This window comes from Antarctobacter heliothermus, assembly GCF_002237555.1.
Classification (GTDB): Bacteria; Pseudomonadota; Alphaproteobacteria; order Rhodobacterales; family Rhodobacteraceae; genus Antarctobacter; species Antarctobacter heliothermus_B.
On record NZ_CP022540.1, the window covers coordinates 2,224,012 to 2,242,132 of the forward strand.

General features: G+C 61.9%; 18 protein-coding genes. 8 read left to right on the forward strand and 10 right to left on the reverse strand.

Features of this window, described 5'->3' with window-relative positions; genetic code table 11:
• Window positions 1–154: 154 nt before the first annotated feature.
• Together ANTHELSMS3_RS10585 and ANTHELSMS3_RS10590 are read left to right on the forward strand one after the other, a co-directional pair.
• Window positions 155–1,696 carry an ATP-dependent DNA helicase gene (locus tag ANTHELSMS3_RS10585; protein WP_094034837.1) on the forward strand — a complete coding sequence of 514 codons (1,542 nt, stop codon included), beginning with the start codon at window positions 155–157 and terminating at the stop codon, window positions 1,694–1,696.
• A 27-nt stretch (window positions 1,697–1,723) separates the two neighbouring features.
• Window positions 1,724–2,542: an aspartate dehydrogenase gene (locus ANTHELSMS3_RS10590; RefSeq protein ID WP_094034838.1), complete on the forward strand. Its 819-nt coding sequence runs from the start codon at window positions 1,724–1,726 to the stop codon at window positions 2,540–2,542.
• Between the two features lie 11 nt (window positions 2,543–2,553).
• Here ANTHELSMS3_RS10590 and ANTHELSMS3_RS10595 read toward each other — a convergent pair whose 3' ends face one another.
• A complete protein-coding gene (locus ANTHELSMS3_RS10595; RefSeq protein WP_094034839.1) occupies window positions 2,554–3,576 on the reverse strand; it encodes an NADP-dependent oxidoreductase in 1,023 nt (340 codons plus the stop codon).
• 98 nt (window positions 3,577–3,674) lie between these two features.
• On the opposite strand from ANTHELSMS3_RS10595, the gene ANTHELSMS3_RS10600 reads away from it, so the two are divergent.
• From ANTHELSMS3_RS10600 to ANTHELSMS3_RS10620, 5 genes are all read left to right on the forward strand, one after another.
• Window positions 3,675–5,309 carry a long-chain-fatty-acid--CoA ligase gene (locus tag ANTHELSMS3_RS10600; RefSeq protein WP_094034840.1) on the forward strand — a complete coding sequence of 545 codons (1,635 nt, stop codon included), beginning with the start codon at window positions 3,675–3,677 and terminating at the stop codon, window positions 5,307–5,309.
• Window positions 5,299–5,736, forward strand: a complete 438-nt coding sequence (locus ANTHELSMS3_RS10605) for a MaoC family dehydratase (RefSeq protein WP_094034841.1) — start codon at window positions 5,299–5,301, stop codon at window positions 5,734–5,736. The genes ANTHELSMS3_RS10600 and ANTHELSMS3_RS10605 overlap by 11 nt, the downstream gene beginning before the upstream one ends.
• Before the next feature lie 95 nt (window positions 5,737–5,831).
• Window positions 5,832–7,067 (forward strand): acyl-CoA dehydrogenase family protein, encoded by a 1,236-nt coding sequence (locus tag ANTHELSMS3_RS10610; RefSeq protein ID WP_094034842.1) that lies wholly within the window; start codon window positions 5,832–5,834, stop codon window positions 7,065–7,067.
• Between the two features lie 54 nt (window positions 7,068–7,121).
• On the forward strand, window positions 7,122–8,144 hold the full coding sequence (locus tag ANTHELSMS3_RS10615; protein WP_094034843.1) for a phosphotransferase family protein: 1,023 nt from the start codon (window positions 7,122–7,124) through the stop codon (window positions 8,142–8,144).
• Window positions 8,137–8,532 (forward strand): PaaI family thioesterase, encoded by a 396-nt coding sequence (locus ANTHELSMS3_RS10620; protein WP_094034844.1) that lies wholly within the window; start codon window positions 8,137–8,139, stop codon window positions 8,530–8,532. Before ANTHELSMS3_RS10615 ends, ANTHELSMS3_RS10620 begins: the two co-directional genes overlap by 8 nt.
• Before the next feature lie 132 nt (window positions 8,533–8,664).
• Here the strand turns inward: ANTHELSMS3_RS10620 and ANTHELSMS3_RS10625 are convergent, their stop codons facing one another.
• The 9 genes from ANTHELSMS3_RS10625 to ANTHELSMS3_RS10665 all read right to left on the reverse strand — a co-directional run bounded on the left by ANTHELSMS3_RS10625 (window position 8,665) and on the right by ANTHELSMS3_RS10665 (window position 17,401).
• On the reverse strand, window positions 8,665–9,309 hold the full coding sequence (locus ANTHELSMS3_RS10625) for an HAD-IA family hydrolase (RefSeq protein WP_094034845.1): 645 nt from the start codon (window positions 9,307–9,309) through the stop codon (window positions 8,665–8,667).
• Window positions 9,306–9,995 (reverse strand): ribulose-phosphate 3-epimerase, encoded by a 690-nt coding sequence (rpe, locus tag ANTHELSMS3_RS10630; RefSeq protein WP_094034846.1) that lies wholly within the window; start codon window positions 9,993–9,995, stop codon window positions 9,306–9,308. The genes ANTHELSMS3_RS10625 and rpe overlap by 4 nt, the downstream gene beginning before the upstream one ends.
• 104 nt (window positions 9,996–10,099) lie before the next feature.
• Window positions 10,100–11,032, reverse strand: a complete 933-nt coding sequence (locus tag ANTHELSMS3_RS10635; protein WP_094034847.1) for a 2-hydroxyacid dehydrogenase — start codon at window positions 11,030–11,032, stop codon at window positions 10,100–10,102.
• A 63-nt stretch (window positions 11,033–11,095) separates the two neighbouring features.
• Window positions 11,096–12,241 (reverse strand): rod shape-determining protein RodA, encoded by a 1,146-nt coding sequence (gene rodA / locus ANTHELSMS3_RS10640; RefSeq protein ID WP_094034848.1) that lies wholly within the window; start codon window positions 12,239–12,241, stop codon window positions 11,096–11,098.
• Window positions 12,238–14,181, reverse strand: coding sequence for a penicillin-binding protein 2 (mrdA, locus tag ANTHELSMS3_RS10645; RefSeq protein WP_094034849.1), 1,944 nt, complete (start codon window positions 14,179–14,181; stop codon window positions 12,238–12,240). Before mrdA ends, rodA begins: the two co-directional genes overlap by 4 nt.
• Window positions 14,178–14,717 carry a rod shape-determining protein MreD gene (locus tag ANTHELSMS3_RS10650; protein WP_094034850.1) on the reverse strand — a complete coding sequence of 180 codons (540 nt, stop codon included), beginning with the start codon at window positions 14,715–14,717 and terminating at the stop codon, window positions 14,178–14,180. The genes mrdA and ANTHELSMS3_RS10650 overlap by 4 nt, the downstream gene beginning before the upstream one ends.
• Window positions 14,710–15,639 carry a rod shape-determining protein MreC gene (gene mreC, locus ANTHELSMS3_RS10655; RefSeq protein ID WP_094034851.1) on the reverse strand — a complete coding sequence of 310 codons (930 nt, stop codon included), beginning with the start codon at window positions 15,637–15,639 and terminating at the stop codon, window positions 14,710–14,712. The genes ANTHELSMS3_RS10650 and mreC overlap by 8 nt, the downstream gene beginning before the upstream one ends.
• 110 nt (window positions 15,640–15,749) lie before the next feature.
• Window positions 15,750–16,796, reverse strand: coding sequence for a rod shape-determining protein (locus ANTHELSMS3_RS10660; RefSeq protein WP_089277421.1), 1,047 nt, complete (start codon window positions 16,794–16,796; stop codon window positions 15,750–15,752).
• Between the two features lie 341 nt (window positions 16,797–17,137).
• Window positions 17,138–17,401, reverse strand: a complete 264-nt coding sequence (locus ANTHELSMS3_RS10665; RefSeq protein ID WP_094034852.1) for a hypothetical protein — start codon at window positions 17,399–17,401, stop codon at window positions 17,138–17,140.
• A 182-nt stretch (window positions 17,402–17,583) separates the two neighbouring features.
• On the opposite strand from ANTHELSMS3_RS10665, the gene ANTHELSMS3_RS10670 reads away from it, so the two are divergent.
• On the forward strand, window positions 17,584–17,988 hold the full coding sequence (locus ANTHELSMS3_RS10670) for a hypothetical protein (protein ID WP_094034853.1): 405 nt from the start codon (window positions 17,584–17,586) through the stop codon (window positions 17,986–17,988).
• Window positions 17,989–18,121 lie beyond the last annotated feature (133 nt).

The window sequence follows — 18,121 nt, forward strand, 5'->3', positions numbered from 1 at the left end:
CGATGCTTCAAAAACGCGCGTAGGGTGATCCCTGCGCGCGTTTTCCATTTCCAGCCAAGGCAGCAGGGCCGTCAGCGGCAGAAAAGAGTATGTGAGCCAAAAAGAAGCCGCAAAGGGTTCTGGTGGCCCCTCGCCGGGCGCGTTATTGTCCGATATGACCTTGCCCTCCCTCGTATTTTCCGACGACCAGGCCGCTGCCTATGACAGCGTCACACAGCTTTTGCGTGAGGCTGGCGTTGATCTGGACGAAGGGTTGTGCCTCCCGGCACAGGAGGGACGCGCGCGAGTGATGGCCTTGATGGGCAAGGCGGGCAGCGGCAAGACGCTGTTGCTGGCTGAGTTGGTCAAGGCGTTGGAGGCGGTCGGGGTCGAGACGGTCTCTGGCGATTATGAAAGCAGGCGGTCACGCGAAAAGCGTACCCTTGCCGTGCTGGCGCCCACCAACAAAGCGGCCAGCGTATTGCGGATGCGGGGGGTGCCTGCCACCACCATTCACCGGATCATCTACACACCCGTCTATGATCCGGAATATGAAAAGATTGCCGAGTGGCTCATGGGCAATGAGGACGAGCGGCCAGAGATTGAGGGGCTGACCGACGTGGCTCTGGAACGAGCGCAGGCGGTTTATGCACAGCACAAATCCGTTCCCGCAGCATTGGCGGCCGCCGGTTTGAGGGGGAGTGACTTCATCACCGGCTGGAAGCGGCGCGAAGAACCGTTGGACATCGGTTTTGTCGACGAATCCTCAATGCTGGACGAACGCCAGTTCGAAGACCTGCAAGAGATCTTTCCCAACCTTGTGCTGTTTGGCGATCCAGCGCAGTTGGCGCCCGTCAACCAATCGGGAAAGATGGTGTTTGACGGCCTGAAAAACAGCCAGAAACGTGAGCTGAGCCGCGTCCACCGACAGGCGGCGGACAACCCGATCCTTGATCTGGCCCATGCGCTGGCTGACCCCGCACTGGGGTTTGAAGATTTTGAGCACATGGTCGAAGATGCGTCGCGGCGTGACGACCGGGTTGTCTTTGCCAATCGCGTCGAGGTCGATCTGATGGCGCGCTCGCCTGTGCTGGTCTGGCGCAATGCCACGCGCATTCGGTTGATCAATGCCTTTCGAAGGGTGCATGAAGCCCCTGCCGATAGCCTGTTGCCCGGTGAACCGCTGATCTGTGACGGTCTGGAACTGCCGCTGAAGCACCGCAAGAAACGGCTGGATCTTGAGGCGCGTGGCCTGATCAAAGGCGCGCAGGTTATCTATCTGGGCCCGGGGAAAAAGCCGGGGTTTTCGCGTCTGCATGTGGTCGGCGCGATGGAACCACAAGTCTCTGCGGCGTCTATCGTCAAGATCGAGATGCCCGATGAGGAAGAACCGTTCCTGCCCTATGCGGCGCGAATGGGGGCGACCTTTTTGCACGGGGCAGCGGTGACAATCCACAAGGCGCAAGGCAGCCAATGGGAGGCGGTGCAGGTTTTTGCGCCCGATCTGTTTGCCGCTGCGCGGGCCGGTCGGAACGAGGCGGGACAACCTTTGTGGAAACGGCTGGCTTATGTGGCGATCACTCGGGCGCAGTCGCGACTTTTGTGGGTGGTGCGCAACCGGCTGGCGCGGCCATCAGGGCCGCTGCGGGTGGATGATCTGGCGGGCGCACCTGCGCCACTGGCGTTAGAGGCTGAGGTGGACGGGTCCGCCATCTGATGGGCGCGCCGTAGGGAATAAGGCAAAATGACCAAACGTATTCTCAAGGTGGCTGTCGGCGGATTTGGCGCCATTGGCAAGGCGGTGGCGGCGGCACTGGATCAGGGCATCGACGGGCTGGAACTTGTTGCTATCTCAGCGCGCGATGTAACCAAAGCCAAGGCCCATATGTCCGCTCAATTCCGGCGCAGTTACGATGTGTATTCACTGGACGCACTGGCCACGACCGCCGATGTGGTCGTCGAATGCTGTCCGGCGCATCTTCTGGATCAGGTGGCTCGTCCGACGCTTGAGGCTGGAAAAGTCGTTGTGGTGGCCAGCGTTGGGGGGCTGCTTGACGCGCCGCACCTCAAGGAGATCGCGGCCCGAACAGGGGGGCGAATCCTAGTGCCATCGGGCGCATTGTTGGGCCTTGATGCGGTGCAGGCCGCCGCGCAGGGCAGGATCGACAGTGTGACGATCATCACCCGCAAACCGCCTGCCAGCCTGAGAGGCGCCCCGGCGATTGAAAAGTTGGGACTGGATCTGGACGGCCTGACCGACCCGGTTCAGTGTTTCGCCGGATCGGCGCAGGACGCGATCAATGGATTTCCGGCAAACACAAATGTCGCCGTGGCACTTGGGCTTGCCGGGATCGGCACTGAACGCACGCGGGTTGAGGTCTGGGCCGACCCGACCGTGGATCGAAACACGCATAGCATCACGGTCATGTCCCACAGCGCCAATATGACCATGAAGATCGAGGGAATTCCGTCCGAGGACAACCCACGGACGGGCCGGATCACGCCGCTTAGCGTGATCTCGACCCTCAAGCGGTTGACGGCCCCTTTGGTGATCGGGGCCTGAAAACCGCGCAATCAGTTCGCGACTTTGACGATCTGCTTGCCCGTGTTCCCGCCTTTCAGCATGGCCATGAAAGCGGCCGGTGCGTTTTCCAACCCCTCGGCGATATCCTCAAGGAACGACAGTTCGCCCGCCGCGACCTTGGGGCTGACCTCTTGCAGGAAAGTCGGAAAGTTTCCCCAGTGATCAAAGATGATGAAGCCGTTGACGGACAACCGCTTGACCAGAATGGATCGCCAGACTGCTGGCAGGCGGTCGGCGCAATCCTCGGTCCCGCCATACCATGAAATCGCGCCGCAGATCGGGATGCGTCCGTGCACGTTCATAAGCGGAAGCACCGCCTCCAATACTTTGCCGCCGACGTTTTCCCAGTAGATGTCGACGCCGCCCGGGGTCTCGGCGGCGATTGCCTTGCGCAGGCTGGAGGCGTCGTCAAAGGCGCGGTGGTCGATGGCGGAGTCAAAACCGAAGCTCTCAACAGCAAGGCGGCACTTTTCGGCCCCGCCCGCGATGGCCACGGTGCGAAGGCCCGCCGCCTTGGCCAGTTGACCAACCAGCGATCCTACCGGACCGGTGGCCGCCGCCACGACCAGCGTTTCGCCCGCCTTGGGGCGACCGTATTCGCGCAGGCCGGTCCACGCTGTGAACCCCGGCATCCCCAGCACGCCAAGGGCGGTTGACGGGGGCAGGGCGTCGTCCAGCCGTCGCACCTCTGCCGCAGGCAATACGGCATGGCTCGCCCAGCCGGTCATTCCGGTGACCAAGTCGCCGGACGTGAAATCGGTGCCCGGGGCCGTAACAACGCGGCCAACGCCCTGACCGGTCATTGTGCCGTCGATCTGGACAGCAGGAGCATAGCTTTTCACGTCATCCATGCGGCCGCGCATGTAGGGGTCAAGCGACAGGTGCGTGACCTCGATCAACACCTCACCTTGCGCGGGGGCGGGCATTGGGTCGGTCTTGAGCGCAAAATCTTCGGCGACCGGATGGCCCGAGGGCCGTCGGGCAAGGGCAATGCGCTGCATCTGGCTGGTCATGGGGAATCCTTGCGTCACTATTTGGGAAAAACGGTTGCACGCGGGGCGCGCTCTCGCACAGTCTAGCGGGACGTGAAGTATCGGCAAGGGAGGGTTGGATGCAAGGCATGATGATGCATATGCCGCTGAGGATCATTGAGATTCTTGATTACGCGGCGCAGGCGCATCCGGGGGCAGAGATCGTCTCGGTGCGGACCGAAGGCGACATCCACCGTGAGACATATCGGCAGGCCTATAGCCGCACTGCGCAACTGGCGCACGGGCTGTCCGGGCTAGGTGTGGGGCAGGGGGACCGGGTGGCGACGCTGGCCTGGAACGGCTACCGCCATTTTGAACTGTATTACGCCATCTCTGGCATGGGAGCGGTCTGTCACACGATCAACCCGCGCCTGTCCGCCGAGCAGATGGTTTATATCATCCAGCACGCCGAGGATAAGGTGCTGTGTGTCGACCTGACCTTTGTGCCGCTGGTCGAGGCATTGTCGGAACACCTGCCTGACGGGCTAATTTTGGTGGCCATGACGGACCGGGAGCATTTGCCAGAGGGTAAACTGGATTGGCTGTGCTACGAGGAGGTTCTGGCCGGTCAGGACGAGACGTTCGACTGGCCCTTGGTAGCCGAGGACGCGGCGGCGGCGCTGTGCTATACTTCTGGCACCACGGGGCATCCCAAGGGCGCGCTTTATTCGCATCGGTCCACCGTTCTGCATGCACTTTTTTTGTCAGTCACTGTACCGCGCAGTCTGCATGAGGGCGCACGAATCTTGCCTGTGGTGCCCATGTTCCACGTCAATTCATGGGGGCTACCCTATGCCGCGCCATTGGTCGGCGCATCTTTGATCATGCCGGGCGGCAAGCTAGACGGCGCGTCCGTGTTTGACCTGATGGAAAATGAGCAGGTCACTGCTGCGTGGGGCGTTCCCACCGTCTGGCTGGGCCTGCGCGCCGAGGTTGAGGCGCGCGATTCCGTACCATCCGCTCTTGATCAACTGGTAATCGGCGGGTCTGCCGCGCCGCGCGCGATGATCGCGTTTTTTGAAAACCACGGGGTGGATGTCTGCCACGCTTGGGGCATGACGGAAATGAGTCCTGTGGGCACACACGGACAACTGTCGCCGCCGATGCAAGACTTGCCGTTCGAAGAGCGCATGACGGCCAAGTCCAAGCAAGGGCGGCGTTTGTTCGGGGTTGAGTTGAAGATTGCCGATGAGGATGGCGTCAGGCAACCCCATGACGCCAAGGCTGTAGGAGAGCTGTATGTGCGCGGCAATGCGGTCATCTCAGGATATTTCAACAACGAGGCTGCCTCTAACGGGGCTTTTGATGCCGATGGCTGGTTCGGGACCGGGGATGTGGCCAGCATCGATCCGAATGGTTTTTTGTATATTCAGGACCGGGCCAAGGATCTGATCAAGTCGGGCGGCGAGTGGATTAGTTCGCTGGATCTGGAGAACATCGCGATCGCCCATCCCAAGGTGGCCAATTGCGCGGTGATCGCCGTGCCGCATCCGAAATGGGATGAGCGACCCTTGCTGGTTGTTGTGCCGCGTGACGCGGGCGACCCGCCCACGCTGAGTGAGATACATGAGATGCTGCTGGAGCATCTGGCGAAATGGCAATTGCCAGATGCAATGGAGTTCGTCGAGGATCTGCCATTGACGGCCACCGGCAAGGTGTCAAAACTGACACTGCGGCAGCGGTTCGCAGATTATGTGTTGCCCGATGCTGGCTGACGATCTGCGCGACCTTGCCCCGCGTGAAAGTGACTGGGTGACGCTGGATTCGGCGCGCGTCAAGGCATTTGCCGATGCGACGGAGGACTGGCAGTTTATCCACCTTGATCCGGAACGCGCGTCCAAGACCGCGTTTGGCGGGACTGTGGCGCATGGCTTCCTGACGCTGTCGATGCTGTCGATGATGTCCTATCAGGTGATGGAGGGTATCCCGGGCGTCCTGTCCAGCGTGAACTACGGTTTTGATCGCATCCGCTTTGTCTCACCCGTGCGGGTTGGGCTCCGGGTGCGCGGGCGGTTTGCCGTGGCCAGCGTGGACGAGGGCGATGGCTGGCTGGATGTGCATTGGGACGTGGAGGTCGAGATAGAGGGCGCGGCGCGGCCGGCGCTTGTCGCGAACTGGATCACACGGCTGTATTTGGGGTGAGGCGCCGCCCGCGCGATTTTCGACGCGACGCCCCACCCGCCCACCCGCGCGCGTCGAAAAGCGCGCGCGCGGCGTGAGACGATCAAGGAGGGATCATGGATCTTGGGATGACGGAGCGGGTGAAACCGCTGGTGGGGCAAGTGCGCCGAATGATCGACGAAGACATCGCGCCATTGGACGCAGAGTTCCACGCACTGGTGGGGACACATCCCTCGGGGGATCGGTTCAAACATGTGCCGCGCCAGTTGGAAATCCTGAACGAGCTCAAGGCGTTGGCGAAAGAGCGCGGGTTGTGGAATTTCTGGCTGACCGGGTCGGACCGCGGGTATGGGCTGACCACCGTGGAATATGCCTATCTGGCTGAGGAGATGGGCAAAGTCAGCATCGCTGCAGAGGTGTTCAACTGCAATGCACCGGATACGGGCAACATGGAGGTGCTGGAACGCTACGGCGACGACTGGATGAAAGAGCGCTGGCTGACTCGCCTGCTGGAGGGCGAGATCCGGTCGGCCTATGTAATGACAGAGCCGGACGTGGCCTCATCCGATGCGGCGCAACTGGCGTTTGCAGCGAAAAGGGACGGCAATGACTATGTCCTGAATGGTGAGAAATGGTGGATCAGCGGCGCGGGCGATCCGCGCTGTGGTCTGTATATCGTAATGGCCTGCACCGATCCGGGGGCGGCGAAACACGCCCGCCACACGATGTTTGTGATGGATGCGGATACGCCGGGGATTGAGATCCTGCGCCCCATGCAAGTGTTCGGCCAGGATGATGCGCCGCATGGGCATATGCACCTGCGGTTTACCGATGTGCGCATCCCCGCGACTCATGTCGTGCTGGGAGAGTCGCGCGGGTTCGAGGTCGCGCAAGGGCGGCTGGGGCCCGGTCGCATCCACCATTGCATGCGCGCCATCGGGCAGGCGGAAAAGGCGTTGGAAATGATGTGCAAGCGCGGGTTGTCGCGTGAGGCCTTTGGCAAGCGGATCGCGGATCTGGGCGCCAATTATGACATCATCGCCAACGCACGGATGGAGATTGAGATGGCGCGCCTGTTGTGCCTCAAGGCGGCCTGGATGATGGACACGGCAGGCGTGCGGGCCGCGCAACCATGGATTTCCAAGATCAAGGTGGTGGCCCCGTTGATGGCGGGTAAGGTTGTGGATGAGGCGATGCAGTTGCATGGCGCGGGCGGCATCAGTCAGGACTATGATCTGGCATCCATGTGGACACACATCCGCACACTGCGGTTTGCCGATGGTCCGGATGCGGTGCATCGCCGTCAAGTGGCGCGCGCCGAGTTGCGCAAATACGCCAACGAAAGGATCTGACATCTGCCGCCGCAAGATGGGAATTTTTTTGCCAAGAAGAAGCGTGGGGGCGGTATGAACACGGATGAGCTGGCGCGTGTGGCGGCATGGATGACGGCCCATGTGCCGGGGTTTCAAGGGCCTGTCAGGGCAGAGAAATTCGTGGTTGGCCAGTCCAATCCGACCTTCCAGCTGGAGAGTCCCTCGGGGGCCTATGTGTTGCGCCGCAAGCCCGCTGGGGACTTGTTGAAATCCGCCCATGCGGTGGACCGGGAGTTTCGTGTGCAACGGGCGCTGGCCGGGACATCCGTGCCGGTCCCTCAGGTGTTCGCACTGTGTGAGGACAAGACCGTGCTGGGGTCGATGTTCTATGTCATGGAACACATCGACGGCCGTAACCATGTTGACCCTTCGCTGCCGGGAGAGACAGCAAAGGGCCGCGCGGCGATCGTGGACGAAATGAGCCGGGTTCTGGCTGCGATCCATGACGTTGATCTGGCTGCTGTCGGGTTGGAGGATTTCGGCGCGCCGGGGAATTATCACGCGCGCCAGTTGGGGCGCTGGACCAAACAGTATCGCGCGTCGGAGACAGAAGAGTTGCGCGATATGGAAACGCTGATGTCATGGCTGGGCGAGGCGATGCCCGAAGAGGACGGGCAGCGGACGTTGGTGCATGGCGACTACCGGATCGACAATTTGCTTTTCGCTGCTGACGGGTCCGCCTGTGTCGCAGTGCTGGATTGGGAGTTGTCGACGCTGGGGCATCCCTATGCCGACCTTGCGGGTGTGTTGATGCAGTGGCAACTGCCGCCGGGGGCCGAAGGGCGCGGTCTGTCGGGGGTGGACCGTGCGGCGCTGGGTTTGCCGTCGGATGCGGATTTTGTGGCCGACTATTGTGCGCGGCGCGGCATCGACGGCATCGACAGTCTTGGATTCTATGTCTCCTTTGCGTTCTTTCGCATGGCGGCGATCCTGCAGGGGGTCAAGAAACGCGCCCTTGACGGCAATGCGGCGAACCCCGAAAAGGCACTAAAATTAGGTGCTTATGTGCCGCTGTTTGCGAAACTTGGGTTGGAGGCCCGGCACCGTTATGGATGAGGCTTTACGCGAAGATCCCTATGCTTTTGCCGCCCACATCGGGATGGTGATGACCGATTGGCGCGAGGGATATGCCGCGTTTGACGTGCCGTTGGAGCCGTTCTTGATGAACCGGCACGGCAATCCGCATGGCGGGGTGCATGCGTCCTTGCTGGACACTGTCATGGGCTATGCCGGGTGCTGGACAGGCGATGCGGCGCGGCGACAGATGTGTCTGACGTTGAACTTGAATGTACAGTATCTGTCGCGCCCCCGGGGCGTGATGCTGAAGGGCGAGGGGTGGAAGACTGGCGGCGGCAAGAGCACATTTTTTGCCGAAGGTCAGATTGCCGATGAAACGGGTGAGGTGATCGCCAAGGGAACGGGCGTTTTCAAGTATCGGTCGTGATCTCGGGAGAGCCATGGTTAATGCACAGAAATGAAAGCATTATTTGGGAACAAAACGCCTGCATAACCGGTGCATACTCCGTACACATTGATGTGCGGACTCGGCAGGTCAATGGTGGCCCACCGGGGACCGTTACATATGAATTTGCACCAGACCGGGAAGGTCCGCGAAATCCGAAAACCGGGCGGTGTGAGGCAGCGCCTCGACCGGGGTCGTGCGGTAGCCTTCGGTGTAGAGCAGGAACGGAACCTGGCCGCGCTGCGCGGTTTCCGCGTCGGTTTCGCTATCGCCGACGTAGAGAACCTGCGTTGCGCCGTCGAGCGCGGCAAACAGCATCTCTGGGTCGGGCTTGCGGGTCGGCAGGCTGTCGCCGCCGATTACAATATCAAAAAACTTGTCCAACCCGGTATCACGCAGGCACGCGCGGCTGGCCTCTATCGGTTTGTTGGTACACAGAGTCAGACGGAACCCCTGCGCCTTCAGGTCCGTCAGCGCGTCACGCGCGCCGGGATAGACCGAGGCCGGATCGGACGGTGTGCCGACATAGTGGAACATGGTGCGGCGGGACAGTTCGGCGTGATGTGCCTGTGGCGCACCGATGTGGTCCAGCACCTGTTGCAGCAGGATCGGCAGGCCGCGTCCGACAAACCCCTGAGTGTCCGCGCGGCTGACTGTTGGCAGACCCATTTCCGAAAGCGCCTGTGAGACGCCGTGATGAATATGGCCCACGCTGTCGATCAGGGTGCCGTCGAGGTCAAAGGCAATGGTGAGGCTCATGCGGTCAGCGTGGTCGCGGCCATGCGGATGGCGCGGATGTTGTCGCCGTAGGGCGTGGGGTTGTCGACCGAGCCGCCCTTGAACACGGCAGATCCCGCCACCAGCACGTCCGCACCAGCGTTGACCACCAGCGGCGCGGTTTCAGGCGTCACGCCGCCGTCGATCTCGATATGCACCGGGCGGTCGCCGATCATGGCGCGCAGGGTGCGCACCTTATCGGTCATGTCGATGAATTTCTGCCCGCCAAAGCCGGGGTTCACAGTCATGACGCAGACAAGATCGGCCAGATCCAGCAGGTGTTCAACCGCCTGTGCTGGTGTGCCGGGGTTCAGCGCCACGCCTGCCTTCATCCCGGCGGCGCGGATCGCTTGCAGGGTGCGATGGGTGTGGGGGCCGGCCTCGACATGCGCGGTGAGGATGTCAGTGCCCGCCTCGGCATAGGCGTCGATGTAGGGATCAACGGGTGCGATCATCAGATGCACGTCCATGACCGTCTTGACGTGTTTGCGGAACGCTTTGACGGCAGGTGGGCCGAAGGTGAGGTTTGGCACGAAGTGCCCGTCCATCACATCGACATGGATCCAGTCGGCGCCTTGCGCCTCGATCGCTTGGATCTCGCGCCCGAAGTCGGCGAAATCGGCAGAGAGGATGGACGGGGCGATTTTCACGTTGCGGTCAAAGGGCATGGGGCATCCTGAAGTCTGGGCGGTCACGCGCCCCGGACCTGATCCGGGGCCTCTGGCTTGTGGCTGCTGGAAAGTCTCGGGTCAAGCCCGGGACAGCGCGCACGTCAGTACCCGGCGTTGCGGTCCACGACATGCTGCAGTGGCGTGCCGTCCTCTGCACGGCGGATATTGTCGGCAATGACACGCGCGGCCGTCTCTGGCCGCGTGGTGGAGGCGATGTGCGGAGTCACCGTGACTTTTGGGTGGGTCCAATAGGTGTGATCATCGGGCAGCGGTTCGGTGCGGAACACATCCAGCGTGGCATGGCTGATCTGGCCGCTGTCCAGCGCGGCCAACAGCGCGTCATCGTCAATCAGCGGGCCGCGTCCGGGGTTCAGGATCATCGCGCCGGGGGCCATCACGGCCAGAGTGCCGGCGTTGATGACGTTGGCTGTGGCGGCGGTGTCGGGCAGCAGCAGAATGACAATCTGCGCATCGCGCAAAGCGTCGTGCAGGCCGTCATCCCCGGCGTAGGTCGTGATTCCGGGCAGGTTCTTGGCGGACCGGCTCCACCCGCTGACAGGAAATCCCAGAGCGGTCAGCGCGTGGGCGCAGGCCTGTCCCAATGTCCCAAGGCCAAGTATCGTGACTGGGCGATCCGCAGACAGCGGTGGCGGGGTCGTGTCCCACGCCCGATCCGGGTTCACGATATGTGCGTCCATACCCAGGTGATGGCGCAGCGTATGGCCCGTCACCCATTCCACCATGCCCTGCGTCAGACCGTCCTCGTCGACCATGCGGGCCAGCGGTACGGTCAACGTGCTGTTGCCCACCACATCTTCGACCCCGGCCCAGAGATTCAGCACCGCCTTCAGCCGCGTGAAGGGAGTGAAATCCTGCACGTCCGAGTTTGGGGCATAGACGATATAGTCGACCTGTTCGGGGGCAATGTCTGTGCCCAAGGTGTACGGCAGGCCGGTCGCGTCGAGCGCGGCGTTCAGCGGCGTTTCATATTCGTCCCAGCTTTCGGAGCGGGCGGCGAAAAGGATGTTGGGCATGGCTGTGCTCCTTTGCTGTGTCGTCCGACTGCTTAAAGGAGGAGCGGGTGGAAAGGAAAGCCGTCAGGTCTGCCTTGGCCGGTGGATATGCGCGCTTTGCACCATGCCAAAGGCCAGCATCAGCACCAGCATCGCAGAGCCGCCGTAGCTGACCATCGGCAAGGGCACACCGACAACCGGGGCCAGCCCCATGACCATCGACATGTTTACCGCAAAGTACAGGAAAAAGGTCAGCCCGACCCCCAGGATCAACAACGATGAGAAACGGTCGCGGTTCTGGATTGCTGCTACGATACAAAACAGCAGGATCAGCACATAGAGCGCCAGCAGGGAGACACCGCCGATAAAGCCGAACTCCTCCGCCAACGTATTGAAAATAAAGTCTGTGTGTTTCTCTGGCAGAAAGTTCAGACGGCTTTGAGTGCCCTGCATGAAGCCGCGCCCGGTCCAACCGCCGGACCCCATGGCGATTTTGGCCTGCGTGATGTGATAACCCGCGCCCAGTGGGTCGGATGACGGATCAAGGAAGGTGTCGATGCGACGGAACTGGTAGTCTTCCAGCAATTGCCATTCGGTGCCGCGCGATTTGAACACCGCCCAGATGCCGCCGCAGGCCGCGCCCAGCACGGTTGCGAAATAAAGCCAGTGGACCCCGGCGAGGAACATCATCAACCCGCCCGCCGTCATCAGCAGGATCGCTGTACCAAGGTCGGGCTGGGTCAACACCAGTCCGGTGGGAAGCAGGATGATGAGGATGGGGACCAGCACCCACAAAGGACGGGAGGTGCGGCTGAGCGGTAGTCGGTCATAGTAGGCGGCCAACAGCATGACCATCGCAATTTTCATCACCTCGGAGGGTTGCAGTCGCATGAAACCAAGGTCGATCCAGCGCTGGGCGCCCATGCCCACGGCGCCGAAGAATTCGACCATGACCAGAAGGCCGAGTGAGCCGACATAGGCGATCAAAGCCATGTTGCGCCAGAAATAGATCGGCACCATGGCAACGATGAACATGAGCGCGAGACCCAAACCGAACCGTTTGATCTGCGGTTCTGCCCACGGGCTGAACGAGCCACCCGCAACTGAGTAGAGCATCAGGAAACCGACACCAGCCACGGCAGCCAGCAACACTACCAGCGGCCAGTTCAGATGCAGGATCTTGCGCCAGCCGGTCGGAACCGTTTTTACGTTGTATTCAAGATAGGTCACGCGCTGTCGCTCCCGCCTGCGCGGCGTCCGTCGCGTTCGCGCGCAAGCCGTTCCTGCAACGCCTTGACGCGGCGGCGGTCGGCGGTCGGATAGGCCTCTAGCGGCGGGTCTTCGCCATACAGCGCCTGCAACGTAACGTCGCGCGCGATGGGTGCTGCGACGGCGCTGCCGCCGCCGCCATGTTCGACCACCACCGACACGGCGATACGCGGGTTGTCGAAGGGGGCAAAATTGACAAACAGCGCATGGTCACGCCGATCCCAAGGCAGATCGTCGTTTGAGGTCACGCCACGCGCGCGTTCAGCGGCGGTGATATTGCGGACCTGGCTGGTGCCGGTCTTGCCCGCCATGCGTAGCCCTTCGGCTACGATGCGCGACCGATATGCAGTGCCATGGCGGTGGTTCGACACGGCAAACATGGCGCGGCGTACCTGCAGCAGGTGGTTGGGGTTCAGGCCCAGATCGCCGGCAGCGGGCCGGGCCGCTTCGACACCGTCTACGCTCTTGACCAGACGCGGAGTGATTGCCCGTCCGGTCGCAATCCGTGCGGACATGACGGCGAGTTGCAACGGAGAAGCCAGTACAAACCCCTGACCGATGGAGGCGTTTACGGAATCGCCGATCACCCAGTCTGCACCGCGTTCGCGCAGTTTCCATGCCTTGTCCGGAACCAGCCCGCTGGTCACCGCCGACATGGGAATGTCATGCGACTCTCCCATGCCCAGCTTGCGGGCCATGGCGGCAATGCGTTCGATCCCGACCTTCAGCGCCAGATCGTAGTAATAGACGTCACAGCTTTCGCGCAGGCTTTGTTCTAGGTTCATGTGGCCGTGGCCGACACGTTTCCAGCAGTGGAACTTCCGCCCGCCGACCTCAAGATGGCCGGGGCACCAGACGGTATCGTCCGGCGCCATCAGTCCCGCGTCCATCGCGGCAAGTGCCGTAACCATCTTGAAGGTCGAGCCGGGCGGATAGGCGTCTTGCACCGTCTTGGACGCCAGCGGGCGGTGATCGTTGTCGCGCAATTCGCCGTAGTCCTTGACGGAAATGCCGCGCACGAACTTGTTGGGATCGTAGGAGGGTGACGAGGCGATGGCCAGCAGATCGCCGTGTTCCAGATCCATCACCACAACAGAGGCACTGTCGGGGCCCAGCCGCGCCTGCACATAGTCCTGCAATGCAGTATCGACCGTCAGTTGCAGATCGGCCCCTGCCACACCCTCGCGGCGGTCAAGTTCGCGCATAACGCGGCCCACGGCGTTGACCTCGACCCGCTTGGCCCCGGCGCTGCCGCGCAGCTCTTGCTCATAATTCGCCTCGACCCCGACCTTGCCGATCTGAAAGCGCGGGATGCGCAGCACCGGCGGCGGATCCTCATAGCGGCTCAGGTCGCGCTCCGAGACCGGACCGACATAGCCCGCCACATGAGCATAGAGATCACGTCCGGGGTAAAAACGGCTAAGGCCAACCTCTGTCGTCACACCCGGCAGGGCCGGGGCGTTGACGGCGACGCGGCTGATGTCCTCCCATGTGACGCGGTCGGCCACGGTGACTGGAAAGAACGGTGGCGTGCGTTCCATTTCTGCCAACGCGCGGTTGAGATCACCCTCATCCAGTTCCACCAGTTGGCCCAACCGCTGGATGACCGTGCCTACATCGCCTGCGTCCTCACGCGTCAGGGTGATGCGGTAGGTCTGTTCGTTTTCGGCGATCACCCGACCTTCGCGGTCAAAGATGCGGCCCCGCGCGGGTGGGATCAGCCGGATATTGATGCGGTTTTCTTCGGCCAGCAGGCGAAATTCATCCGCCTGATCGACCTGCATGTGGCGCATCCGCAGCGCCAGAACCCCGGCAAAGACCAGTTGGCCGCCGCCAAGGATCAGCCCGCGCCGGGTGATGCGGCGGGCACTTTCCTGGGTTTCGCGTGACGTGCGTCTCATAGCGGGCGTCCTGTGTGATCATATTCTCCGGGGGTGCTTCGGCGCACACCCAAGGCCAGATAGCTGATCGCGGCGACCAGCGGATAGACCGCAACCGTCATACCATATTGCATCACCCATAGAGAAAGCATTCCTGGCGTCACGATCAAGACCGCCAGAATGACGCGGTATATCACGGTTACAACAAATAGCGCCGTGGCGGCGGTGATCCACTCAGCGACAAAGGTATTCTCGCGGACATGCCGACCGCGTACCTTGAGCCATTCAGCGGCCAGAAGCACAAGAAGCGCCCATAGGCCGGGCGGACGATGGAACAGAAAATCAGCCAGCAGCATGACCACCGCCACTGACAGCATCGGCACATAGCTGGGCCTGCGCAGCGCCCATGCAAAGGTGAGCACCGTCAGAATATCCGGCCCGGCGACGCGCGACGGCATGATCTGCAGCGGCAACAGGTGAAAGAAAAAGACTACAAACGCGAGGCCGAAATAGGTCGCCCGCATGCTCCAGAGCCGCGCGGGGCTGTTTTCAGCCATCTCCGCCGTCCCCCGAAACCACGTCAGGTGCTGCTGTGGGCGGGACGCCGGCATCCGGCAATTCCTCGGGCAGAATCAGCGACGAGGGCGAATCGACTCGTCGCGTGCCGTGATCCCGCAAGACGCGCAGAAACTCCAGCCGTTCGTAGTCTGCGGCCAAACGCACGCGCAAACGCCCACCGGGATCTTCGGCCACTTGCCCGATCAGCAGGCCGGGTGGAAACACCTCACCGTCGCCAGTGGTCACGATGCGGTCGCCGGGGCGGACAAGGTCAGGGTTTTCCAGAAAGTCGATGGGTGGGGCGGATGTGTTGTCTCCGGCGATCAGCGCGCGCTGGCCCGAGGGTTGGATTTCTGCCGGAATGCGGCTGGTGGCATCGGTCAGCAGGATCACGCGGCTGGTATTGGCCCCTACGCCGGACACGCGCCCGACAAGGCCGATGCCGTCCATCGTGGCCCAGCCGTCGACGATTCCATCGCGGGAGCCCACGTTGATCAACACAGATTGCCGAAAGGGCGACCCGCTGTCCGCCAGTACCACGGCGGTAATGAAGGTCAGGCGCGGGTCCAGCCGCACGTTGTTCAGATCGCGCAGGCGGGCGTTTTCTTGCTCCAGCTGCAAGGCCGCCTCTTTCCAGGCGGTCATCTTGCGCAGCTCGCGGCGCAGTTCCTCATTCTGTTCGTAGAGGCGCTGATAGCTCTGGAAATCGCGCACAAGCCGGACAGAGGCGGTGACCGGCGCCATCGCCCAGTCCATGCGCGGCACCACCGCATCCACGACCTGCGCACGAAATCGTTCGACGCGCGGGCTGTCGATCCGCCAGAGCAGAAAGATGCCCGCCAGAGACAGCGCTAGAACGACCAGCAGCAACCGCTTGAGCGGGCCGGTGAAATCGTCTTGTGCGTTGCGGTCGCTGGCCAAGGGTCTCTCGCATCGGGGTTGGCGGATGTTACAGAATGCCTTGGATCAAATACAGCGGGAGTTGGGGGGAACGATCTCTCGCCGAGAAATCGCCTTGGCCCGCGGCATTCTTAGCTATCGTAGTCGATCGCGTGGCGGAGTTGCTTTTCGTATTCCAGAGCCTTGCCCGTGCCCAGAGCCACACAATTGAGCGACTCGTCCGCGATGGAAACCGCCAGTCCGGTCTGTTCGCGCAGCGCCAGATCCAGATCGCCCAACAGCGCGCCGCCGCCGGTCAGCATCACGCCCCGGTCAACAATGTCGGCAGCCAGATCCGGCGGGGTCGCCTCCAGCGCGGTCATCACCGCCTCGCAGATCGCCTGCACCGGTTCGGACAGCGCCTCGGCCACTTGGGCTTGGCTGATCTCTGTTTCCTTGGGCACACCGTTCAGCAGGTCGCGTCCGCGGATCTGCATCGAAGAACCGCGCCCGTCGTCGGGCATCCGTGCCGTGCCGATCGACGTCTTGATCCGTTCGGCGGTGGATTCGCCCACCAGCAGGTTTTGCTGACGACGCAGGTAGTTGATGATTGCCTCATCCATGCGGTCACCGCCGACACGCACAGACCGCGCGTAAACGATGTCACCCAGTGACAGCACGGCGACCTCGGTCGTACCACCACCGATGTCGACGACCATGTTGCCGGTCGGGTCGGTGATCGGCATCCCCGCACCAATGGCCGCCGCGATGGGTTCGGCGATCAGACCGGCCTTCCGCGCACCCGCTGACAGAACCGACTGTCGGATTGCGCGTTTTTCGACCGGAGTCGCACCATGCGGAACGCAGACGATGATTTTCGGTTTGGAAAAGGTCGAGCGGCGGTGAACCTTGCGGATGAATTCTTTGATCATCGCCTCGGCGGTGTCGAAATCCGCGATCACGCCTTCGCGCATCGGGCGGATCGCCTCAATGCTGCCGGGCGTCCTGCCAAGCATCAGCTTTGCATCCTCACCGACGGCCAACACCTTCTTGACCCCGTCCTTGATATGGTAGGCGACGACGGACGGCTCAGACAAAACAATTCCCTTGCCCTTGACGTAGACCAGTGTGTTCGCGGTCCCAAGGTCGATGGCCATGTCCGACGAGAACAGGCCAAGGAGTTTATCCATGCCAAACATTTTATTATTGCCCCATTGCCTCATTGGCCCGCGACTCTTCCAGTCCGGGCCAACGCTCTTATAGGCCTGCGCCGGTTGATGCGGAAGGGGGGCGAGCGGCCTAATCAGCGGGGAATCGCCGCATGTCGCCGCAATATCGAGACAAGATCAAGTGTGACCGTGACTTGTACAGGCCCGTGCTCGCGTCAGCACCGCCTACTCTGTCAAAGTCAGTGCGAACTTGGCGTGAAGCGCCCGCGGCATTTCGTTGTCAGATGTCACTGACTGAGGGCGAATACCGCTGAGGTCGTTGGTCTGACAGAAGCGTTCGATGTGGAGGTCCGGCGCGCGGGCCGTGATCATCAGTCAACCTCGTCGAGCCGTGCCTCGAAGACGCCCAAACGATGCGGCCGGGCTCCGTTGTGGTCCGTTTTGACCGAGACGCGGACCTCAGGCCAACGCACACCCTGATAGGTTGCGTGTTCCAGCGAGTTGGACCTGGTGGCATTGAACCCACCAAGCTCAGAGTCTGTACACGACCCCTGGGCGGCATAGTCGGCGCAAAAGGCGCCCACACCGGTAGTCCGGGTCAGTTCGAGAACGACAACGACCCCTGCGAACGACATGAAACACTGCTGTTCACCCTATGCTTGCAACTGCGACGCTCACTAGCGGCATGGGTTCGTCGGCGGCGGGACAAATTCGGCAAACTGGCGGCGGGGCGCGTCGTTCAAAAATGTTTGACAGGTCACTTATCGCAGGCGGAAGATGAGGTCAGGTCATTCTACCAAAAGCTAAAGGAACACCAATGAAACGATTTTTGACATTGATTCTTGCCAGTCTGATTGCCAGTCAGGCCGCCGCCGATTCCTGCTGGGATCACAACGGATCGGTGATGCGTTTACAGGCGCAAGGCAACAGCCGTTGGATCAGCTACGAGACAACGCCGCACAACTGGCAATGGCCGGCGGGCGTGCGTCCCGGCACCTTGTTGTTCAACGGGGTCAAGAATGGCAACTGGTATTCGGGTACGGCGCGCGTATTCTCCAGCGCTTGTCCCGGTAGCCCCAGCGAGTACCATGTAGAGGGGCCGGTCGCGGCAAACCAATTGCGCGTGCAGGTCAGCGGTGATCGACAGGTTTTTCACAACTGTCAGCCCACGGGTCAGTGGACGACCGATACGCTGGTCTTCACCTATCTCTACGACTGCTGAACGCGTTTGGCGGCCTGTGCCGCATTAGGCCCGGTCGGCTGCCAAAGGTCGGTACGCCCCGGCTGCCGTGTGATTTTTCGTACGCCGCCCCGCGCCTTGCACGGGGCGGCGTCGTTTTCCCTACCTGAGATGT

What these genes read in the sequence shown, in the direction of transcription:
- ANTHELSMS3_RS10585 (WP_094034837.1), top strand. Translation starts at nt 155, where the DNA reads ATGACCTTGCCCTCCCTCGTATTTTCCGACGACCAGGCCGCTGCCTAT.
- ANTHELSMS3_RS10590 (WP_094034838.1), top strand. Translation starts at nt 1,724, where the DNA reads ATGACCAAACGTATTCTCAAGGTGGCTGTCGGCGGATTTGGCGCCATT.
- ANTHELSMS3_RS10595 (WP_094034839.1), bottom strand. Translation starts at nt 3,576, where the DNA reads ATGACCAGCCAGATGCAGCGCATTGCCCTTGCCCGACGGCCCTCGGGC.
- ANTHELSMS3_RS10600 (WP_094034840.1), top strand. Translation starts at nt 3,675, where the DNA reads ATGCAAGGCATGATGATGCATATGCCGCTGAGGATCATTGAGATTCTT.
- ANTHELSMS3_RS10605 (WP_094034841.1), top strand. Translation starts at nt 5,299, where the DNA reads ATGCTGGCTGACGATCTGCGCGACCTTGCCCCGCGTGAAAGTGACTGG.
- ANTHELSMS3_RS10610 (WP_094034842.1), top strand. Translation starts at nt 5,832, where the DNA reads ATGGATCTTGGGATGACGGAGCGGGTGAAACCGCTGGTGGGGCAAGTG.
- ANTHELSMS3_RS10615 (WP_094034843.1), top strand. Translation starts at nt 7,122, where the DNA reads ATGAACACGGATGAGCTGGCGCGTGTGGCGGCATGGATGACGGCCCAT.
- ANTHELSMS3_RS10620 (WP_094034844.1), top strand. Translation starts at nt 8,137, where the DNA reads ATGGATGAGGCTTTACGCGAAGATCCCTATGCTTTTGCCGCCCACATC.
- ANTHELSMS3_RS10625 (WP_094034845.1), bottom strand. Translation starts at nt 9,309, where the DNA reads ATGAGCCTCACCATTGCCTTTGACCTCGACGGCACCCTGATCGACAGC.
- rpe (WP_094034846.1), bottom strand. Translation starts at nt 9,995, where the DNA reads ATGCCCTTTGACCGCAACGTGAAAATCGCCCCGTCCATCCTCTCTGCC.
- ANTHELSMS3_RS10635 (WP_094034847.1), bottom strand. Translation starts at nt 11,032, where the DNA reads ATGCCCAACATCCTTTTCGCCGCCCGCTCCGAAAGCTGGGACGAATAT.
- mrdA (WP_094034849.1), bottom strand. Translation starts at nt 14,181, where the DNA reads ATGAGACGCACGTCACGCGAAACCCAGGAAAGTGCCCGCCGCATCACC.
- ANTHELSMS3_RS10650 (WP_094034850.1), bottom strand. Translation starts at nt 14,717, where the DNA reads ATGGCTGAAAACAGCCCCGCGCGGCTCTGGAGCATGCGGGCGACCTAT.
- ANTHELSMS3_RS10660 (WP_089277421.1), bottom strand. Translation starts at nt 16,796, where the DNA reads ATGTTTGGCATGGATAAACTCCTTGGCCTGTTCTCGTCGGACATGGCC.
- ANTHELSMS3_RS10665 (WP_094034852.1), bottom strand. Translation starts at nt 17,401, where the DNA reads ATGTCGTTCGCAGGGGTCGTTGTCGTTCTCGAACTGACCCGGACTACC.
- ANTHELSMS3_RS10670 (WP_094034853.1), top strand. Translation starts at nt 17,584, where the DNA reads ATGAAACGATTTTTGACATTGATTCTTGCCAGTCTGATTGCCAGTCAG.